The 19,961-nt window shown below is 41.8% G+C and carries 17 protein-coding genes; 8 read left to right on the top strand and 9 right to left on the bottom strand.

What is annotated here, in order from left to right:
* The first annotated feature begins 90 nt into the window (after positions 1-90).
* Positions 91-1,761, top strand: a complete 1,671-nt coding sequence (locus tag V7K97_RS29365; protein WP_334804495.1) for an iron uptake porin — start codon at positions 91-93, stop codon at positions 1,759-1,761.
* Positions 1,762-1,844: 83 nt separating this feature from the next.
* Here V7K97_RS29365 and V7K97_RS29360 read toward each other — a convergent pair whose 3' ends face one another.
* From V7K97_RS29360 to V7K97_RS29350, 3 genes are all read right to left on the bottom strand, one after another.
* On the bottom strand, positions 1,845-2,105 hold the full coding sequence (locus V7K97_RS29360; protein ID WP_334804494.1) for a hypothetical protein: 261 nt from the start codon (positions 2,103-2,105) through the stop codon (positions 1,845-1,847).
* A 917-nt stretch (positions 2,106-3,022) separates the two neighbouring features.
* A complete protein-coding gene (locus V7K97_RS29355) occupies positions 3,023-3,412 on the bottom strand; it encodes a hypothetical protein (protein WP_334804492.1) in 390 nt (129 codons plus the stop codon).
* Between the two features lie 495 nt (positions 3,413-3,907).
* Entirely contained in the window at positions 3,908-4,204 is a 297-nt protein-coding gene (locus V7K97_RS29350; protein ID WP_334804491.1) for a hypothetical protein, read from the bottom strand.
* 228 nt (positions 4,205-4,432) lie between these two features.
* On the opposite strand from V7K97_RS29350, the gene V7K97_RS29345 reads away from it, so the two are divergent.
* Positions 4,433-4,630: a transposase gene (locus V7K97_RS29345; RefSeq protein WP_334804490.1), complete on the top strand. Its 198-nt coding sequence runs from the start codon at positions 4,433-4,435 to the stop codon at positions 4,628-4,630.
* 83 nt (positions 4,631-4,713) lie between these two features.
* Here the strand turns inward: V7K97_RS29345 and V7K97_RS29340 are convergent, their stop codons facing one another.
* A complete protein-coding gene (locus tag V7K97_RS29340) occupies positions 4,714-5,679 on the bottom strand; it encodes an SGNH/GDSL hydrolase family protein (protein WP_334804489.1) in 966 nt (321 codons plus the stop codon).
* Positions 5,680-5,845: 166 nt separating this feature from the next.
* On the opposite strand from V7K97_RS29340, the gene V7K97_RS29335 reads away from it, so the two are divergent.
* Positions 5,846-6,022, top strand: coding sequence for a hypothetical protein (locus V7K97_RS29335; RefSeq protein WP_334804539.1), 177 nt, complete (start codon positions 5,846-5,848; stop codon positions 6,020-6,022).
* 272 nt (positions 6,023-6,294) lie between these two features.
* Complete coding sequence (locus V7K97_RS29330; protein ID WP_334804488.1) at positions 6,295-9,210, top strand: glycerol-3-phosphate acyltransferase; 2,916 nt, start codon at positions 6,295-6,297, stop codon at positions 9,208-9,210.
* A gap of 303 nt (positions 9,211-9,513) precedes the next feature.
* Here V7K97_RS29330 and V7K97_RS29325 read toward each other — a convergent pair whose 3' ends face one another.
* Positions 9,514-11,583: a TonB-dependent receptor plug domain-containing protein gene (locus tag V7K97_RS29325; RefSeq protein WP_334804487.1), complete on the bottom strand. Its 2,070-nt coding sequence runs from the start codon at positions 11,581-11,583 to the stop codon at positions 9,514-9,516.
* A gap of 892 nt (positions 11,584-12,475) precedes the next feature.
* On the opposite strand from V7K97_RS29325, the gene glgX reads away from it, so the two are divergent.
* Complete coding sequence (gene glgX, locus V7K97_RS29320) at positions 12,476-14,602, top strand: glycogen debranching protein GlgX (protein ID WP_334804486.1); 2,127 nt, start codon at positions 12,476-12,478, stop codon at positions 14,600-14,602.
* A gap of 298 nt (positions 14,603-14,900) precedes the next feature.
* Here glgX and tnpA read toward each other — a convergent pair whose 3' ends face one another.
* Positions 14,901-15,284, bottom strand: a complete 384-nt coding sequence (gene tnpA / locus V7K97_RS29315) for an IS200/IS605 family transposase (protein WP_334804485.1) — start codon at positions 15,282-15,284, stop codon at positions 14,901-14,903.
* Between tnpA and V7K97_RS29310 the strand changes: the two genes are divergently transcribed.
* From V7K97_RS29310 to V7K97_RS29300, 3 genes are all read left to right on the top strand, one after another.
* Entirely contained in the window at positions 15,231-15,587 is a 357-nt protein-coding gene (locus V7K97_RS29310; RefSeq protein WP_334804484.1) for a zinc ribbon domain-containing protein, read from the top strand. The genes tnpA and V7K97_RS29310 overlap by 54 nt on opposite strands.
* Positions 15,588-15,686: 99 nt before the next feature.
* Complete coding sequence (locus V7K97_RS29305; protein WP_334804483.1) at positions 15,687-15,845, top strand: hypothetical protein; 159 nt, start codon at positions 15,687-15,689, stop codon at positions 15,843-15,845.
* Positions 15,836-16,474, top strand: a complete 639-nt coding sequence (locus V7K97_RS29300; protein ID WP_334804482.1) for a Uma2 family endonuclease — start codon at positions 15,836-15,838, stop codon at positions 16,472-16,474. The genes V7K97_RS29305 and V7K97_RS29300 overlap by 10 nt, the downstream gene beginning before the upstream one ends.
* Before the next feature lie 207 nt (positions 16,475-16,681).
* On the opposite strand, the gene V7K97_RS29295 is transcribed toward V7K97_RS29300, so the two are convergent.
* From V7K97_RS29295 to V7K97_RS29285, 3 genes are all read right to left on the bottom strand, one after another.
* Positions 16,682-17,620, bottom strand: a complete 939-nt coding sequence (locus V7K97_RS29295) for a cation diffusion facilitator family transporter (RefSeq protein WP_334804481.1) — start codon at positions 17,618-17,620, stop codon at positions 16,682-16,684.
* Positions 17,621-17,635: 15 nt separating this feature from the next.
* Positions 17,636-19,756, bottom strand: coding sequence for an amylo-alpha-1,6-glucosidase (locus V7K97_RS29290; protein WP_334804480.1), 2,121 nt, complete (start codon positions 19,754-19,756; stop codon positions 17,636-17,638).
* 77 nt (positions 19,757-19,833) lie between these two features.
* Positions 19,834-19,956 (bottom strand): SDR family oxidoreductase, encoded by a 123-nt coding sequence (locus V7K97_RS29285; protein ID WP_334804479.1) that lies wholly within the window; start codon positions 19,954-19,956, stop codon positions 19,834-19,836.
* Positions 19,957-19,961: the final 5 nt, after the last annotated feature.

The following is a 19,961-nucleotide window of genomic DNA, read 5'->3' as shown; positions in this document are numbered from 1 at the left end:
TGACTGTGATTGTGTGTAGAATTCCTGAAAGTAAGGTGTATTAAGCATTTTACCGTCATTGGATTAGTAGGTGTGAGTGAGAGTAAAAACATGACAAAACGATTCTGGAATCTTTTTAAGGTTAGTCCGGTTATTGTAGCTTCTGCATTTTTCGCTGCGAATAGCGCCTTAGCTGCTGAAGTCAACGATCCGGTAACAAATGTTGCCCAGTCATCTGAATCTCAAGATTCTAACAACATCGGCCAGGTAACATCAGTTTCTCAGTTTTCGGATGTGCAGCCTACAGATTGGGCATTCCAAGCTTTACAATCACTAGTTGAGCGCTACGGCTGTATTGCAGGTTATCCCAACAGTACCTATCGTGGGAACCGTGCTTTAACCCGTTATGAATTTGCCGCAGGTTTGAATGCCTGTTTAGACCGGGTTAACGAACTGATTGCTACAGCTACTGCCGATTTGGTGAGCAAACAAGATTTAGCTACTTTACAGCGCTTACAAGAAGAATATTCTGCTGAACTAGCGACTCTGCGCGGTCGTGTCGATGGATTAGAAGCCCGCACCTCTGAGTTGGAAGCTAATCAGTTCTCGACTACCACCAAGTTGGTTGGGGAAGCGATTTTCAGCGTGTCTGACGCTTTTGGTGGTAACACAGCTGCTAGATCTGGTAATTCAAATACTCCCTTGAATTCTAACACTGTTTTCTCTGACCGAGTGCGTTTAAACTTATACAGCAGTTTCACTGGTACAGACCAGTTGCAAATCCGTCTGCAAGCTGGGAATACCATCAATAATAGTGGTGTGACTGGTACTAACATGACCCGCTTGGGCTATGACATAAATCCTTCCGACAACAGCGTTAGCATAGATAAAATCAACTATGCTTTCAACCTTAAGGATGCAGTACGCGTCAAAGTTGATGTTAGCAATAGTGAGCTATACGAAAACGTTGACGTTTTCAACCCTGACTTTAGGAGCAGTGGTACTGGTGCTATCTCTCGGTATGGACGTTTCAGCCCCATCTACCGTCAAGGTCAAAATGGTGCTGGTTTGACTGTGACTTTTAATCCTAAAGGTCCTATTAGCTTGAGTGGTGCTTATTTAGCACAGAGTAGTAATCAAACTGCTAACGGTATTACTACTATTAATGCCTTTGGTGCTAATAATCCCGCCGCTAATAACGGGCTATTCGATGGTGATAGCACTATCTTCGGACAGTTATCTTTAAAACCCAACAAAGCCTTCAATATTGGTCTGACCTACGCCCACACCTACCTAGCTGGCAATAGTACTAACAGCTTCTTCCAAGGTACAGGTAGCACTTTTGCTAACAGCCCCTTTGGGGCTGGGGCTGGTATTCGCGCTGAATCCAGCAATTACGGTGTAGAAGCTACCTTCCAATTTAGCCCGAAGTTGGCTCTTAGTGGTTGGGGAGGTTACACAACTGCATCTACTCTTACTGGCCTTAGTCAAAATGCAGAGATTTGGTACTACGGTGCAACACTTGCTTTGAGAGACTTTGGCAAACAAGGCAACGTTTTAGGTATTATCTTTGGTCAAGCACCCAAAGTTACTGGTGGCAGCGTAACAACAAATAGTCCTTTTGACTCTGGTACCTCTTATCACTTAGAGGGTCTTTACAAGTACAAGGTTTCCGATAATATTCAAGTCACTCCTGGTTTGTTGGTAATTTTCAATCCAGAGAACAACAATAATAACGACACTGAATATGTAGGTACTCTACGTACTACCTTCACCTTCTAAAAATTGGTGATGAAATCTAAAGCTCAGAATTAGATAAACAAAAGCCCACCTTGAGGTGGGCTTTTGTTTAGGAAGAAAATTAGCTATGTAGGATTATAATCTGACTGATTCGATATATCTTTTGGCGGGCGATCGCTACTCCAAGCCCACCACACATAACCACAATGACAATAGTAGAACTCTTGCCATTTGCGACGACGGTCTTCTGTAAGTACAGGCGATCGCCTATTTAGCCAAACTTTTTCAGCTTCTAGACTACTTGAGCGGCAGTTAGGACAGCAAAACTCGTAAGCGTGTGTTGCTTCATTCGTCCATTCAGGTGGGATAGGAACAAAAGCGTCCATGATTAGGACAGGGTATGGGGAGTGGGGAGCAGTATTCAAAAAGGCTGTCAAATGACACAATCAGTATGATTGCAAATTTGTATATTCTATGTATAAATCTTATTTTACAAGGGTTTGCACTAGACATAGGAGTGAAAATTAATTCTGCGTTGCTCGAAATCCTTGGTAGGGACAATTCATGAATTCTCCCTAGGTCATTTTCACTCCTATGTCTACTTAATAAAACAGCTTTTTTAAATACTGCGATAGTATCTCACAAATCAAGGATTAACACAAACAGAAAATATTTGCAGCAGAAGGATGGCAAAAAGGATTGTTTGTCTATGCACAAACAATACGCCCAGAGGAACGTTTTTTGTTTGGGGGGGAGCATCCCAAATGTGCAAAAGACCTTGATAGCCCTCATCCCCTAACCCCTTCTCCTAAAGATGGGAGAAGGGGAACTAGAATTATGTCTCCCCTCTCCCAAAGATGGGCTACGGTGTACACACAAGTCTTATAACCTAGCCTCACAACCTTTTGATCCCCCCTAACCCCCCTTAAAAAAGGGGGGAACCGGAATCAAAGTCCCCCTTTTTTAAGGGGGATTTAGGGGGATCAAGCCACATTTTGCACTTAGCACAAAGATGTGTGTACACCGTAGCCCAAAGATGGGAGAGGGGCTGGGGGTGAGGGAAAAGATTTAAGCAAAAAGCGAATTGCTTCATTCCGCTTTGCGACCTTCGCAATTACATTGTATAATTAATTATGTCTGACTACTTATTTACGCAGACCGACTTAATTCACTGGTTGATATGCCGTCAAACGATGATTATTGTCAATAACTTTGCTAAAAAAGAGCATAAAAAAATCGGGTAAATATTCCCGTAATTCTCCGAAAAATACCTAAAAGGAGAAATTGGACGTGCTGATAATTGTTAAAATCTTATTCCCAGTTGCCCATTAAAGCCACGAATAGAATTGTAACCAGCGCCAACAAAAACGTTATCAGTAGCACTTACCTGAACACCACCTGAAACTGCAACACCTTTATCTTCTGAATAAAGTCCAACTCCTACATAAGGTGAAATAACAGGCAAACTGATAAATTTCAAAACATCTACTCCTGTAGCACCATCAGGGCCAGTTCCTACCTCAACCCCAAAGTTCAAAGCCCTAGCTCCTACAGCATAAGTTAAATCACCATCTTTTCCACCAACTGAAACCCAAGGTTGCGGTATAAGTTGAGCCGATGCTTGATTTGGAGCAAATAAAGCTAACAAACCGATAGATGTAATTAATGTTTTTGCAATAATTGCTATTTTCACGTTTTTTCCTACACCAACTGCTGCATTTTAATTGTTTTCTCACAACTAGCCTTGCTTCACACTAATGTTAAGGGTTTGTCTATGATGGCTAATCGTGACGAATTAAAAGTCATTTGAGTGCCCGATTAGTATAAGCATTATTTTAGCAATGTGATATTAATTACAGTATTGTAAAGTATTTACAGCAGATTGCGAGTTGGTGAGGTACAAAAATACCCCACCCTAACCCTCCCCGATATATTGGGGAGCCACTGGGTTGGGCGGGCAACGCCCGACTTGAAGCATGTGGCGTGAGAGAACTAGATTTGGTGTTTCCCCCAATAAACGGGGGGATTAAGGGGGGTAATTCACCGTAGCCACTTGTCAAGAGAAGGGTGTACTTCATTTACTTGCAAAGTGCTGTATACAGCGTGTGATTTTGTTGGGTTTCACTTTGTTCAACCCAACCTACAAATATTTGATTTTTTTCAGAGTAATAAAAAAGTATATACATCCCTACTCCCAAGTAGACACATCTCGGAGCATATTAGGAATTTCTCCTTGAGATAAAGGAAACTCTAGCAAGGTTTCTCTATGACCTAAATACCCAGATTCAGCAAATGACAAAAGCATTCGTGAAAGCGCTAGCCAAACCTCGGTTTCGTATTCCCAATCACGATAACGCGAAGCTTGACCAGCAATTGAACGTAGCGCCCAGAAATAAGAGTTTCTCACCACGGAACCAGGCTTTTTAAACTCTGGCAAATCTTCGTGGTGAATAAAAAGCACTTTATTTTCAATTCTGGCTCTCATAGCAATTTTGGATTTTAGATTTTAGATTAAAAGTGAATTTTCAGTTGGCTTGACAAGAGGCAGCAGCCCTCTCGGAATTCCTTCCCAGCCTCTAGGCTGGGAAGGAGGTAAGACAAGACTTTGGACTTATTTTAGCTCAAACGAAAAGAAAGACTAGCTAAAAGTGTTAGTGACGCTGCTTGGAGTCAATTTATTTCAATACTTACAGTCAAAGCCGAAAACGCTGGTTTGAAAGTAGTTGCAATAAATCCAAATGGCACAAGTATTGAATGTTCTAACTGTGGAACTAGAGTTAAAAAGACTTTATCTCAAAGAACTCATGACTGTCCTAACTGTAAAGTCAGTTTATGTCGTGATCTAAATGCAAGTATAAATATAAAGGCGCGTGGGACACACGCCCTTAAAGCTCAATTAATGTCTTCATAGAAGAGTCATTGAGAAGCCCACACTCACTCTTAGGAGTGTGTGGAGTATGTCACTGCTATTCGGCTTTAAGAGGATGTTGCGATTTACTGACGAAGTGGCACTTCCTCTAGTATTTCCAAAAGCGATCGCTCTATAACTTCACTGACAAATTTATTGCCTTGCAAGTTGAGGTGAATGTGGTCGTGATATAAACCTTGGGGGTTGGTATTTGAATTGAAGCTCGGTAAAAAGTCTATATACTTAATTTGCTGTGTTTTAGTAAAGTCGCTCAAGCGCTGACGGGCTTTAATTTCGTAATCGCGGGGGCCTGGTTCACCAATTTCTCGCAGCAAGGGAGTCATAACTAGCAGGAATTGGCTGTTGCTTTGATGAGTTATGGCTCGAATTTTACCGATCGCTTCCAGATTAATCCCGACGCGATCGCCTGGTTCATTTTCTAGTGCTTTCATTTCCGGAATTGGCTTTTGCTTGGCGATATAACGCTGCCACACTTCCACTAATGCTAGGGGAGGTTTACTATCTCGATAGTTGCGATCGCGTCCTACTGGTAAAGAGGTAGGAGCAGTAGCAAATAAATCATCGGTATTAATTAATAACACTACCACTTGGGCGTTGAAATTGCTAAACTTCTCTAAATAAGCTAATTCGTTCCTTGGACCCCAAGAGTTAGCTGAAGCATTTAGCACTTCTACTTCCCGATAATTACTTCTAGTGGATGATGCCAGAGAACGCATCATCAAACTAGATATTGTATTAGTCTGATCTGTCCACCAACCACCATTAGCGATAGAATCACCTAAAAGTAAAACTCGCAGCCCAGAAGGTGCAGGTATCTTTTTTATCGGACTACCTCGCATAGAATATTCATTAATTTCAATGCGATTACCAAAACGGCGAGTACGCTGGTTAGGAGCCAATAAATAACCAATCTGTTCATCGCCAATATAAATCAGAGGATTACCAAAACCAAAGAGCGATCGCAGTCCAATCTCTACTACCACAAACAATCCCACAACCACAGCCGAAATCACAATCAGTGCTATTTTCACCTACTCACACCCTCTTATACTGAGTTGCTTTTTAATGATACTGGGGGATTGGGCATTGGGCATTGGGCATGGGTTATTCTCCTCATCCCCCTCATCCCCACTCCTAAATTCCTCAAGTGAATTTAGCATCATCTGCAAATAGAAGGACTACAATCAAAACGGACAAATGTTTCATGCTCCAACAAGAGAGGATTACAAAGCTGTGTCCGACTTAAACCGAGGAATTATGAAATTTGAGGGTGCAGATTCCCCCAAAGTAGTCACTATCTCTACCGTGTTGCTTTTGGGATCGATCGCTGCTCTCATCATCTGGGCGCTGCAAGCTGCCTATGCGCTAAACTAAAACCATTAGTAGCCTAGAAGGACACTTGTCTTAAACGGTTTCCGTCCTAGCCAAGTGTCCCTTCAGCAACTAGTAATTGAATCCAGAATCCAGAATCCAGAATCCAGAATGGTTTTCCTTTGGGGATTCAATCGATTCTGAATCCTGACTCCTGACTTCTGAATTCTTTCTGTTAAAAGCGCCCTAATAACCATCAAAAATTTCAGAAAAAATTTAGATTTGAGATTTGAGGTTTTAGATGGAAAATTTAAATCTAAAATCCAAAATCCACAATGTTTGAACCTTGGGGTGTTTTAGTTATTTTAATTGTCTGCCCCCTCTTGGGCGGATTACCCTTAATTTCATGGATAACTTACGCCCTCAAGGGGAAGCAGTTATCGCAACTTGGTACAGGAAACATTAGTGTATCGGCTGCCTTCTATCATGGCGGTAAATTTGTCGGAATTCTGGCAGTCTTGTCAGAAGCTTTTAAAGGGATTGCGGCAGTCTCACTCACCCGCTTTTTCTTCCCAGATGGCTCTTCTTGGGAATTGATTGCCCTGATTGCTCTAGTAATTGGTAGATATTGGATAGGGAGAGGAGCAGGTACGACAAATGTTGTCTGGGGATTTATCGTACACGATCCACTGGTAGCAATGTTTGTATCTTTCTTTGCAGGTATTAGTTTGACAATTCTGCAATCAAGAAAGGTAGTCAAATTTGGGGTTTTGCTGCTTTTTCCTTTGTTTGTGGCACTTCTGCATATTAGCGATATTCCCAGAATACTTGCTGCTGTGGCCTTAGCTGGTTTAATGGGCTGGATTTACACCAAAATTCCTGATGATATGAACCTCCCAACCCAAGAGGCACAAACAGAATCGCAAGCGATGTTGGAATTTTTACGCGGCGATGTCTACGACGGGCTACGCCAACGCACAATGGTTTCTTTAGATGAAGAATTAGATGCTGCCATTGTCGGAGAAAAGGCCGCGACGTTATCTCAAATTAAGCGTTGGGGTTATCCAGTCCCGAAGGGGTGGGTACTCGCCCCAATCGATGATCCTCAACTCTTGACAGAATTTCTCCAGCCATCAGAATTATCCCCTTTGGTAGTACGTTCCTCTGCTATCGGAGAAGATTCAGAACACGCTTCTGCGGCTGGGCAGTATGAAACAATTTTAAATGTTACTAGCCCAGAAGCATTACAATCAGCGATCGCTCAAGTTCAAGCTTCCTACAATCATCCTTCTGCTGTCCAATATCGGCGCGATCGCGGCTTAAATGATACAGCAATGGCTGTGTTGATTCAACAACAAGTCCAGAGTGTATATTCTGGCGTTGCTTTCAGCCGCGATCCCATTACCCAACAAGGTGATGCGATCATCATTGAAGCCCTTCCAGGCAGCCCGACGCAAGTCGTTTCGGGAAAAGTCACACCAGAACAATATCGCGCTTTTGTCGTTGAAGCCGAAAATTCTTACTCTATACAATTAGAGGGTCAAGGACGAGTCCCACAAGCATTAATTAAACAAGTTGCATACTTAGCCTACCGACTGGAAAAACGTTATCATGGCACTCCTCAAGATATCGAGTGGAGTTACGACGGTCAAACCCTTTGGGTGTTACAATCTCGACCAATCACCACACTACTGCCCATCTGGACACGCAAAATCGCCGCCGAAGTGATTCCGGGAGTAATTCATCCCTTAACATGGTCAATTAATCGTCCCTTAACTTGTGGAGTTTGGGGAGAATTTTTTACTTTAGTTTTAGCCGAACGCGCTTTGGGGTTAGACTTCAGTGAAACAGCAAGTTTGCAGTATTCGAGAGCCTACTTTAATGCATCCCTCTTAGGAGATATTTTTCTCCGCATGGGACTACCGCCAGAAAGTCTGGAATTTTTAACCAGAGGAGCTAAATTAAGTAAGCCGTCTTGGAAGTCAATCTGGGAAAATTTGCCAGGACTAGGAAAGTTGCTGAAGCGGGAATTAAGTTTAGAAAAAGACTTCAAGCAGGATTATCATAAACGCTTCATTCCTGGGTTGTCGCAGTTGGCAGAGGAAGATGTAGATAACTTAGAACCGCCAAGGCTGTTAGCAAGAATTGATTTTACCTTAGAGTTACTGCGTCAGGGAACCTATTATAGCATTTTAGCACCCTTGAGTGCTGCTCTGAGACAGGCGATTTTCCGGGTGAAGGATGGGCAAATTGATAATAGTGTAACTCCAGAGATTGCAGCATTGCGATCGCTCAGTGCGATCGCCACAGATGCCAAGCAAATATTGCTTGAGTTTGATCCACAGCAAGTATTTGAGCAATTAAAGCAAACCCCAGAGGGAGAAAAGATCCTCCAAGCATTTAACGAATTGCTTCAGGATTACGGCTATTTAAGTGAAGTGGGAACTGATATCTCCGTTCCCACTTGGCGGGAAAATCCCCAAATGATCAAGCAGATGTTTGTGCAGTTAATGCAGGGTAACGAACCACAATCAGGCGCGAAAGACGCGATTAATAGTATCTTTGCTAGGAAACGCCAGCGCTCTTTTGTGCAACGGCGTGTGGATATTAAAGGAAGAGTTACCGAAGTTTATTCCCGGCTTTTGGCTGAATTACGTTGGAGTTTTGTCGCCTTAGAGAAGATTTGGTTAAAGTCTGGTTTACTCAAGAAAATAGACGATATCTTTTTTCTAAACTTTGATCAAGTGCGGCGTTTAGTTGTAGGTGAAGATTCCAAGTTAATTGAGGAATTGGATGAGTTAGTGGAATTGAGGCGATCGCAATTTGGGCAAGATAGCGAGATTATTCAAGTCCCTCTTTTAGTCTACGGCAATACACCACCTCACCCCTTAGCCCCCTCGGAACTTTACTCTGACCAAATTTTACAAGGTATTGGAGCCAGTCACGGGCAAGCCGAAGGGAGAGTGAAGGTGTTGCGAAATTTACAAGATGTGCCAGACATTGACCGAGATACGATTCTAGTAGTGCCTTACACAGATTCCGGCTGGGCACCCTTGTTACTAAGGGCTGGGGGATTAATTGCCGAAGCTGGTGGAAGACTTTCTCACGGTGCGATCGTGGCTCGTGAGTATGGGATTCCCGCAGTTATGGATGTTCATGGTGCTACATGGATCTTGCAAGATGGTCAACGTGTACGGATTGATGGCTCTAGGGGAATTGTAGAATTATCTAATGATTTAAGACCCGATTGATTAGCACTTCTGGTAAAAAACCTAACCCCCTAACCCCCTTCCCGACGCGGGCAAGGGGAAAATTCAAAGTCTCTCTCCGAAAAGGATACAGTGTACACACAAGTCTGAGATAGCTGATTAACCAAGGTTTTACCCCACCCTAAGCCTCCCCTTATAAAGGGGAGGGAATTAGATTTCCTGTTTCCCACCTTTATAAGGAGGGTAATTCGACTTGTGTGTACACCGTAGCCTAGAAGCAGAGAGAAATAGAAGAGAGGTTTTCCAGATACCGTGAAAAGTCAGCTTTTGCAAGAGGTCTAAGACCTAAAAGTTGGCGTTTAAACCCACACGAAAAGTAAATCCAGGGCTATATATGCGATTAACTCGCTCATATTGCTCACCGAGTAAATTTTCTAAGTAAACTATCAGTCCTAAATTGCTAGTTAGAGGTATACGCCCACTCAAATCTAAATTCACGAAAGACGGTGCAAAATCTGTAGCCTTGTCATTAGAGTTGGCAAAAACGGATCTACGAGCGCCACTATTGTAGGTAACATACAAGTTAGCCTGCCAACCGGAATTTTGATAACCCACGCCACTTTGAAGTACAGAGTAGGGAATCAAGCCTAACTGTAAACCATTCTCTGAGCCTGTTTTTATTTGAGAATCTGTATAAGTATAGTTGAGAAAAGTTGACCAGCTAGCCGCAATTTGGAATTGTAATGCAGCCTCCAAACCATTGGTATCTACTAGTCCAATGTTTTCCCATTTTCCGGCGATGACTCCCAAGCGATCGCCTATACTACTACCAAAGTAAGTAAACTGTCCAATTAGATTTTGAGAAAAATTGACATCTACTCCCGCAGTCCAAGTTGAGCCAATTTCTGGTCTTAAATTAGAATTAGGTTCCCAACCATGAACTGTATCATAAACATACAACTGATCTAACCCAGGATTGCGTTGTCCCCCTGCCCAACTTCCACGCACTGCTACTATTGGTGTGAGGGCATAACGTAATCCAACACTAGGGTTTAAATAATTTCCAAACTGGGTATCAAAGCTTTGCCTTAGCCCTAAATCTATCAGAAAGTTCTCGCCAATATTCCAAGTATTGACAGCAAATAAAGCAGTATTCAACAAACTCCGATCTTCAGTTTCGTTTTTGGCAATACTACTAGGATTTGTACTCAAAACATCACCGATTAAGTCGGTATTTTTCAAATCTAATCCCCAGCGCAATTTATTATTGGCAGTAACTTTCCACTCATGCTCTACTCTGGCTGTAAGTTGTTGTGTATCCAAAGCTCCAGTACGGTAAAATGCTCCTGTCGGGCCATAGGTGCTAAAATAATCTTGGTTATAACCAATCGAGGTTGTCAGATTAGAGCTTTCACCATTACCTAGCCGAGTTTTCCAAGATAAGCCAACATTTAAACCATCATGGTCTAATCTATCTCTTTGGAGAGGGAAACCGAAATAAATTAAGCCGCGACGACTGCTGAGTTTACTAACATCTAAATTTAAAGAGTTTTTTTTATCTAAATCTAGTCCAATGCTAGCAAAGTAAGTACTTGTAGCTGTGTCTGCATTCGATAAAAACCCCTGACTATCACGATTGGCTGCACCTACCGGGACACGGTAACGGTTATCTGTAAAAAGTCTTTCAAAGCTCAAGTTGTACTTGATATTAGCAGATGAGCCACCATAAGTCACTTGTTGATTATTTAAACTCAATGAGCCAAATTCTGCGCTACCACTCAATTTAGGTTTACCATAACCTTCCTTGGTGATGATATTCACAACTCCCCCAAAGGCTGAGGAACCATACAAAGCGGAAGCTGTACCGCTATATAATTCCACTCGCTCAATCGCCTCTACGGGAATACTATTTAAATCGGTTCCACCATGATAAGTGTTAACATTATTATTAATTGGTCTGCCATTAATCAAAAATACAGACTGATTAATTGAGGCTCCCCGATAGTATGTACCTGTGTGAATATCTGCACCATGACCTGCGTCATTGATTGCAAAACCAGGCATTCTTTTCAAAATATCGGCTAAACTTGTAGCACCCTGCTTTTGAATTTCTTCTCGATCAATTACGTAAGTTGGAGTAGATTGAGGTAGGTTGTATGGTTCTGCGATCGCTTCTATAGAAATGTCTACATCATCGCTCGGACGTTGCTCTGTTTCTGGATCAATTTCACTCGGTGCAGATTGTTGAGTTAATAATTCGGCATTACTGGCGGGTAGCTCAATTTCACTCAAATTTGGAATATCTGATAATATATTCGTGTTTTTCCGCTTAATTTCAATATCGTCAGCAAAGGCAGGAAACGCTATCAGTAAACTTGGTAAAGCAACTGGTAGCAACAAAAAATACTTTTTCACGTTCTATTTCACACTCAGTAAAAACAGCCACTAAGTAGCATTGTTGCTGTAATAGTAAAATCGTGTCAAAAGACACGCTGTCATATTTCCATAGTTCAGATGATACTGTTGGTCAATTCGCTACAACGATTCTCCTTTGGATGCAACCTCACCGAACAAGGCAAAAGTAAAAAGTAAAAAGTAAAAAGGCACTCATCAAGAAAAAGAAAAATGGTTTGAGAGCAACTAAATTTATTTATGGAATGAAATAAAAACATTTATAACGATAGCGCCGGCGGCAAGCGAGTCATCGAGCGTCGTGGCGCAGCGCGTTCGCATGATTGCGTCTCGGAGAGAGAAATAAGGTGTCCTTATTAAATCCCCTCAATTTATTTATGGGGATTATCTTTTTACTTTTTACTTTTTACTTCTTAACTCCATTCCTCTTTTCTTTGAGGCTAGGGTGTACACAAAAGTCATATCATGACCGCTTGATTAGTTATTAAACTCAAAGAACCCCTAAGAGCAAGCAGGGCTAGGGTGTACACACAAGTCCTAAAAACCTAACTTGATAGTTTTCTCCAGGCTCTTGCCCTCTGCCTCAACTTTTCCGACTTAAGGAATAGAGATTTATACTACTACTGATAGAGCAAATAATATTATTTTTCAGCTATATTCAAATATTAGTGTTATTAACTGAATTATTAGGAACTTGAAATTTCAACTAATTATTCAAAAAAACAAACTATAGGATTACTATTTGATTTTTGAACAACACGTAGGGTGTGTTATCGCCGAGAGTACGGCACCATTTTCGAGGGTTTGGTGCGTTAGACTCAAGTCATAACGCACCCGACAAATACTTAATTTTTTCAGAAATAAAACCGGATTACTATAAATTATTCAGAACATTATGTATGTATCTTTATGGCCAGGGAATGTATATCCTTTAGGTGCAACTTGGGATGGTAAAGGGACAAACTTTGCTTTATTTTCGGAAAATGCAACAGGGGTAGAGCTTTGTTTATTTGATAACGATGACCAAGAAACTCGCTTACCTTTGACAGAGAAAAACAATTTTGTTTGGCATGGTTACTTACCAGGAGTTGGCCCAGGTCAAAAGTATGGATTTAGAGTGCATGGGATGTGGGCACCAGAGGTAGGTCATCGATTTAATCCAAACAAACTATTAATTGACCCCTATGCTAAGGCAATTGACGGTGAGTTTAGTAATGATCCATCTGTGTTTGGCTACTCTCTAGATGCTCAGGAAAAAGACTTAGTTTTTTCTGAATTAGATGATGCCAAAATAATGCCTAAATGTGTTGTGGTTGATCAATCCTTTAATTGGGAAGACGATCAACTCCTTGGTACACCTTGGCATACAACTGTTATTTATGAAACTCACGTCAAAGGTTTTACTAAACTACATCCAGGTATTCCAGAAGAGTTGCGTGGAACTTATGCTGGTTTGGCTCATCCAGCTGCAATTCAACACTTACAGCAATTAGGAATCACAGCAGTTGAGTTAATGCCAGTACATCACTTTCTCTCTCATCCTGGACATTTAGAAGATAAAGGATTAAAGAATTACTGGGGCTACGATTCCATCAACTATTTTGCCCCCTATTCTAGTTATAGTTCTAGTGGAACTGTGGGTCAACAAGTTACTGAATTCAAGCAAATGGTCAAGGCACTACATTTTGCTGGAATTGAAGTGATTTTAGATGTGGTCTACAACCACACTGGCGAAGGAAATCATTTTGGGCCAACGCTATCTTTGCGAGGTATTGATAACTCTGTATATTACCGTTTGGTAAAAGATAATCCTCGCTACTACATGGATTTTACAGGCTGCGGTAACTCTCTGAATGTGCGTCATGCTCAAGTTCTGAAGTTAATTATGGATAGCCTGCGCTATTGGGTAACAGAAATGCACGTAGATGGCTTCCGATTTGATTTGGCTTCAGCGCTGGCACGGGAATTATATGAGGTAGATAACCTATCAGCTTTCTTTGATATTATTCATCAAGACCCAATTTTGGCAGATGTGAAGCTCATTGCTGAACCTTGGGATTTAGGAGAAGGAGGTTATCAAGTCGGGAACTTTCCATTGCGTTGGTCTGAGTGGAATGGTAGATATCGGGATACAGTGAGAGATTTTTGGCGTGGCGTAGATGATAGTTTAGGACAATTTGCTTACTGTTTTACTGGTAGCCCTGACTTATATCAAACAAACGGGCGCAACCCAAATGCAAGTATTAATTTCGTGACTGCTCATGATGGTTTCACATTAAATGATTTGGTCAGCTACAACGAAAAGCATAACCAGGCAAATGGGGAAGAAAATAGAGATGGTGAAAGCCATAATAGATCCTGGAATTGTGGTGTAGAAGGCGAAACTGACGATACAGAAGTAATACGTTTGCGCGAACGACAACGACGAAACTTTTTAGCAACCCTAATGCTATCTCAAGGTGTCCCCATGCTATTAGAGGGAGATGAAATTGGCTGTAGTCAAAAGGGAAATAATAATGTTTACTGCCAAGATAATGAGATTTCCTGGCGGCATTGGGATTTGCAAAAAGCGAACTCGGATCTATTATATTTCACACGTGAACTAATTGATTTTCGTCATCAGCATCCAGTATTTCGACGGCGCAAGTGGTTTCAAGGTCGCCCCATCCACGGTTTAGGTATTAATGATATTGCTTGGTTTAATGCTGATGGTAGTGAAATGACTGAGAAGCAGTGGCTAGTTAGTTATGCCAAAGTAATGGAGATTTTTTTGAATGGTCAGGGAATTGCTACTCCAGGGACTCGTGGTGAGCGGATTATTGATGAAAGTTTTCTGGTATTTTTTAACGCTCACTACGAGTTAATTGAGTTTGCTTTACCCAATGAATTTAAAGAAAAGGTATGGGAGATAGTAATTGACACTAATGAACCTCGCTTTTTAGATCGCGGAAAATTAGTTTCGGGTTCTCAAAGTGTACCAGTTACAGATCGCTCTCTGATGGTTTTACGCTTGATCGGTTAGTTACTAGCCCTGGCGACTAGAAGTCGCGGCTACACAGACAAAACCTGCCTCCGCAGGTTAAAAACTATTATTTTTTCTTAGTCGACAGAGGTGGACTAAGTTTTGTGTTGTAGGTTCGCCCTTGGCGTGTCGGACATTCTATAGCGGTTCTCGAATCGATGCAATACACTTTGACCTCTCTCCTAAAAGGAGAGAGGCTTTGAATCTTGCTCCCCTTCTGGGGGTTAGGTCTATGCGGGGGCAGCACCTGAGATTGTTGACCAAAAGAATGGGATACAAGCCCCGCCCAATAGCTGCGCTACGGGCGGCTTTGATTCTTAATATACTCCTTCAACACTTCAATCGGCGCTCCTCCCACAGAACACGCAAAGTAAGAAGGACTCCAAAGATGTTCGGCGTGGGGTGAGTCTGTAAAGTGTTTACGGTAGATCCTCGAAGATACGCCCTTGAGGTGGTTCACTAGTTGAGACACAGAATACTCAACCAGTAAATGAACATGGTCGCCTTCCCCATTAACTTCAAGAATACTAAAATCCATCTTTTTCGCGACTTCAAAGAATGATTGAATCAGCACTTCTAGTCGTTGGGCATCAAATATCTTTTTACGATACTTGGTAACGAAGACCAAATGAGACTTAAGCGATGTAACACTGTGTTTGCCACGTCTATATTCTTTATTCATAGTAAGCCAACGAGTCAAACTTGTTCATCCTGCGGATTTAGGGGTGGTAAGCTCGACCTTTCAATTCGTCAATGGATTTGCTTGAATTGCGAATCCACTCACGATAGGGACGTGAACGCCGCAGTTAATATTAAAGTTGCCGGAGGACATTCGGAAACTCAAAACGGACGTGGAGGAAAGCGTCAGACTATCGCGAAATGCGCCACCGGGGAGTATCCCCGTGGACACTTTCGCGCAAAGGTAGCAGCATCCTGTGAAGCGTCAACCCACCAGGAATTCATACAGTTAAGTCTGTTTGATTAGATTGGAATCCCCGATCGTTCACGGCGGGGAGGATGTCAACAAGAACGGGTTGATAATACTAAGGTATGGATTGAGCAGTTACAGCAGTCGGTGCGTTATTTGACTTGGCTCAACCCGATGCCGAGTGAATGCTGGCGACAAACAACTACTGGGGAAATTGCCCGTTTTGTGCCGATGTTTGAGATGAATACGGCAATTAGTGTCTTGCGGGGTCGATATATTGTAGTCAAAGAGTTGGATGAATCTTTATGCTTTTAGAGTTAAGACAATTGAGGATTCAACCGGGACAGCAACTGTTACTTGAGGACGTTAGCTGGCAGCAATTTGAAAATATTTTGGCGGAATTAGGAGAACATCGCGCTGCCAGAATTTCCTATAGTCATGGTTTTTTAGAAATTATGGTTCCCTTACCCGAACATGAAAAAGCCAAAGAAATTATTGGCGATATAGTCAAAATTTTACTGAATGAACTAAGTATCAATTATGATGCTTTAGGTTCAACCACCCTAAAAAACGAAAAAATGAGTCAGGGAGTAGAACCGGATACTTGTTTTTACATTCAAAATCAAGCGGCAGTTATTGGTAAAAATCGCATAAATTTAAGTGTAGACCCATCCCCAGATTTAGCTATAGAAATTGATTTAACTTCTCGCACGCAATTGGATAATTACCAAGTTTTGGGAGTACCAGAACTTTGGCGATATGGAAAACAAGGCTTACAAATTAACATCTTGCAAGATGGAAAATATGTAGAGTCAAATTTTAGTCCGACTTTTCCAGATATTCCGATAATTGAGCTAGTAAATCAATACGTCCAGCAAAGTCAAGTTGTTGGTAGCAGCCAAGCAATTCAAGCTTTTAGAAATTGGCTGCGGGATAATATTTAATTGTGCCTTTTATTTGGAATGAGTTATTTGATGCCTACCACAAACAAGGAGCGGGAAATACGAATCGCCCAAAGAAGGGTTGAAGGGTTTGCCCAGCAGTGAAAAAATCTAAGTATTTGTAGGGTGTGTTACGGCTGACGTAACGCACCACCCTTTACTTAAGTACTGTTTGAAAATGCTGTAGTTCATATTTATGTGATTAAAAAATTATTGAGAAGCTTGAGAAAATCTCCGAGCGGCAGTTAATGATTTGGCTTCAATAAAAATTTGTTTTATTTCAGGATGTTTTTGGCTAATTTTTACTTCTAAACTTTCTACAGTTAATGCTATCTCCTCACCTGTGAGATTTTGAGAAAATTGAATTTCCAAATTGAGTAATACTTCCTGTGGAGCAAGCTGCATTGTTAGTACCCGGATAACTTCTTTCACTCCTGGTTCGGTTTTCGACAAAGAACGGATATTAGCTATAGTTTGAGGATCGGCACTTTCACCAACTAATAATCCTTTACTCTCTCTCGCTAATACTACTGCTACTACAGCCAAGATAATACCAATAATAATCGAGGCGATGCCATCAAAATAAACATTATTAAATAAATGTCCTAAAAAGATTCCTATTAAGGCAACGAATAAACCTAAAATTGCCGCAGTATCCTCAAATAATATTGTCAATACTGTGGGGTCTTTACTGCTTTTGATTGCTTGCCAGAAATTTTGTTTACCCTTGGTCGGCAAAAACTCTCTTAAAGCTACAGTCCAAGAAAAACCCTCCAATAATATTGCCATAGATAACACAATATAATTCCACATTGGGTTTTCTAAAGGACTAGGATTAATTAAATGAGTGATTCCTTCATAAATTGACATCCCGCCGCCAATGGCAAAGATCAGGATGGCAACGATGAAAGTCCAGAAATAAAGTTCTTGACCATAACCAAAGGGATGGCTATCATCTGCGGGTTTTTTGCTCCGGCGAATTCCCAGCAAAAGTACTAGTTGATCGCCAGTATCTACCACCGAATGAATCCCTTCAGACATCATGGCGGAACTGCCAGTAATGGAGGCGGCGATAAATTTCGTAATAGCGATCGCTAAGTTAGCACCCATCGCTGCATATATAGTTTTATTAGATGAATCAGATCCCATAAGAGCAAATAATAATTATGTAGAAACTTCTAATTCACCATCGACATGGGTAACTTCCCATTGGGTTTGTTCGCCATCACGCCAAAAGCGCAATCCCACTCTAGCGTCTCCCACTGACAAATTTGTGAGTTCTAAATCGGGTAAGCAATCTGGTAGATTCGGCTGTACTTTTAACTGTTGTTTGGAAGCATCGGCTTTGAGTCCTAAAATGGTACGAATGAGTAAGAAAATTGAACCAGCAGCCCAAGCCTGGGGTATATTAGCATCTGGATAGGGGACGGGAAAGTTATCATCTTGGCGTTCAATTCCGGCAAACAATTCTGGCATTCGCCCAGCTTGAAAATAACTAGCCGCAGCAAAAATCCCCTCAGCAATGCGGTTAGCTTCTTGGTGATAGCCATAGTTTTTTAATCCCGCCGCGATGATCGAGTTATCATGAGGCCAAACACTACCCCGTTGATAACTAATCGGGTTATATGCCAGATTTTCCGATGAAAGTGTCCGCACACCCCAACCACACCACATATCTGGTTGGAAAAGTCGGTTAACAAGTTTTTTTGCTCGTTCCGGTGGGACGATCGCAGACCAGAGTAGATGACCAGGATTTGAGGAAATTGATTGAATTTGCTGCTTTTTGTCGTCTAATCCTAAACAGTAAAAACCTTCAGATTCCATCCAAAAGCGATCGTTAAATCGTTGATAGAGTTCTTCGGCTTTTTGACGCAGCTTTTGCGCCTGTTCTTTTTCTCCCCAGACTTCATAAATTAAAGCTGCCCTTAGCCACGCATCATAAACATAGCCTTGGACTTCACACAAAGCAATTGGCGGCTCAACTAACTCACCATTTGGGTAAACTATTGCGTCACCCGAATCTTTCCAACCTTGATTGCGTAATCCTTTTGAGGAATGAGTTAAATACTCAACAAAGCCATCGCCGTCAAAGTCGCCGTATTTGTCAATCCAATTTAGGGCATTTTCCAGTGGCGCTCGACACTCATCAAGCATACTGACATCGGCGTTCCAGTTATAGGCTTCAGCTAAAGTAACAATCCACAGGATGGTAGTATCTACTGTTCCGTAGTAGGGATGATATGGAAGTAGGTTTAATGTAGTTAACTCATCACGCCGCAGTTCGTGCAGCATCTTACCCGGTTGAGCATCGTGCCAATCATCCAACTCAGTTGCTTGGAGTTGAGCCAGTTTCAGTAAGGTGCCACGGGCAAATTCATGATAAACTGCGATCGCTTGTAAGCTAGCAATTATTGAGTCACGGCCAAAAACGGCAACAAACCAGGGAATACCAGCAGCAGGCATCCAAAATTGATGTCCATTATCATCCACCTCAATTCGTAGCGCTCCCATATCCGCGATCGCTTGCTGATAAAATTCCTGAATCTCAGCATTCGACGATCGCAACTTTGTGGCATTAGTCAGAAACTCATCCCTAACCTTTCCGGCTTTTGTATTGTGAGGCACAGAGCAGGTATTTTGAGGTTCAAAGATTTTTCCATCGGCTAAGGCTGTAAAGTTGATACAAGTGTGCCATGTCTTGCCAGGAGGTATCGTCACATCAAACATTAAACGACCATTGGCATAGCGTGGCTCAGAAGTACCACAAACTGGCTCAATCACAATACCTCGCAAGAAAGAGCCGTTCTGATACTCAGTCCTGAGTACACCATTTTCCCATTTGGTTTCTATGTCACCCCGCGTTAATATTTGCTGTGATTTGACATCAAAAATGTCCGCAAAATCAGAGCGCACAGCTAGCATTAATTGAAACTCAACAGCTTCACTGTGATAGTTAGTTATATCAATATCTTCATGCATCCCTTCCACAATGTCGCGCCGAACAGTTACAAGCAAACTACCAGGAGGTAAGGAACCGTTGATAGTAGGAAGTTGCGGATTGGTGAATTGGTAAAGCGCATTATGATGGGTGATATTGCTAGAGGCTAGCAGCGAAAGTCGGTAGCGATTGAGAGAAATTTCGTAGTAAGAAATTAGGCGTGTGTCCCAAACAAAAAAACCTTGAGGTAAATCTTCATCTATGGAACCATCACTAGCTGTTACTAGAAAAGATGAACCATCGTTGATCGTTATTAAACCAGGATCGATAGTAATTTTTGTCGGCATTGTCGCCTCGCTTCACTCCAAATTCCAAATTCAAAAATAAATATAGTTGCTCTGTATCCTTTTTTGTATCCGCTCAATTAACCATTCTCTGTAAAACCTGGATACAAAGTCATACCACCGTCTACAAACAGAGTTGTACCATAGACATAATCAGAGTCATCAGAAGCCAGCCAAACTGCTGCTTTGGCGACATCTTCCACATCAC

Origin of the sequence: Nostoc sp., assembly GCF_036917815.1 — a bacterium.
Classification (GTDB): Bacteria; Cyanobacteriota; Cyanobacteriia; order Cyanobacteriales; family Nostocaceae; genus Nostoc.
Note: the sequence above shows the minus strand (reverse complement) of the source record. Positions and strands in the feature narration are given on the sequence as shown.

What these genes read in the sequence shown, in the direction of transcription:
- V7K97_RS29365 (WP_334804495.1), top strand. Translation starts at nt 91, where the DNA reads ATGACAAAACGATTCTGGAATCTTTTTAAGGTTAGTCCGGTTATTGTA.
- V7K97_RS29360 (WP_334804494.1), bottom strand. Translation starts at nt 2,105, where the DNA reads ATGGACGCTTTTGTTCCTATCCCACCTGAATGGACGAATGAAGCAACA.
- V7K97_RS29350 (WP_334804491.1), bottom strand. Translation starts at nt 4,204, where the DNA reads ATGAGAGCCAGAATTGAAAATAAAGTGCTTTTTATTCACCACGAAGAT.
- V7K97_RS29335 (WP_334804539.1), top strand. Translation starts at nt 5,846, where the DNA reads ATGTTTCATGCTCCAACAAGAGAGGATTACAAAGCTGTGTCCGACTTA.
- V7K97_RS29330 (WP_334804488.1), top strand. Translation starts at nt 6,295, where the DNA reads ATGTTTGAACCTTGGGGTGTTTTAGTTATTTTAATTGTCTGCCCCCTC.
- glgX (WP_334804486.1), top strand. Translation starts at nt 12,476, where the DNA reads ATGTATGTATCTTTATGGCCAGGGAATGTATATCCTTTAGGTGCAACT.
- V7K97_RS29310 (WP_334804484.1), top strand. Translation starts at nt 15,231, where the DNA reads ATGAGACTTAAGCGATGTAACACTGTGTTTGCCACGTCTATATTCTTT.
- tnpA (WP_334804485.1), bottom strand. Translation starts at nt 15,284, where the DNA reads ATGAATAAAGAATATAGACGTGGCAAACACAGTGTTACATCGCTTAAG.
- V7K97_RS29300 (WP_334804482.1), top strand. Translation starts at nt 15,836, where the DNA reads ATGCTTTTAGAGTTAAGACAATTGAGGATTCAACCGGGACAGCAACTG.
- V7K97_RS29295 (WP_334804481.1), bottom strand. Translation starts at nt 17,620, where the DNA reads ATGGGATCTGATTCATCTAATAAAACTATATATGCAGCGATGGGTGCT.
- V7K97_RS29290 (WP_334804480.1), bottom strand. Translation starts at nt 19,756, where the DNA reads ATGCCGACAAAAATTACTATCGATCCTGGTTTAATAACGATCAACGAT.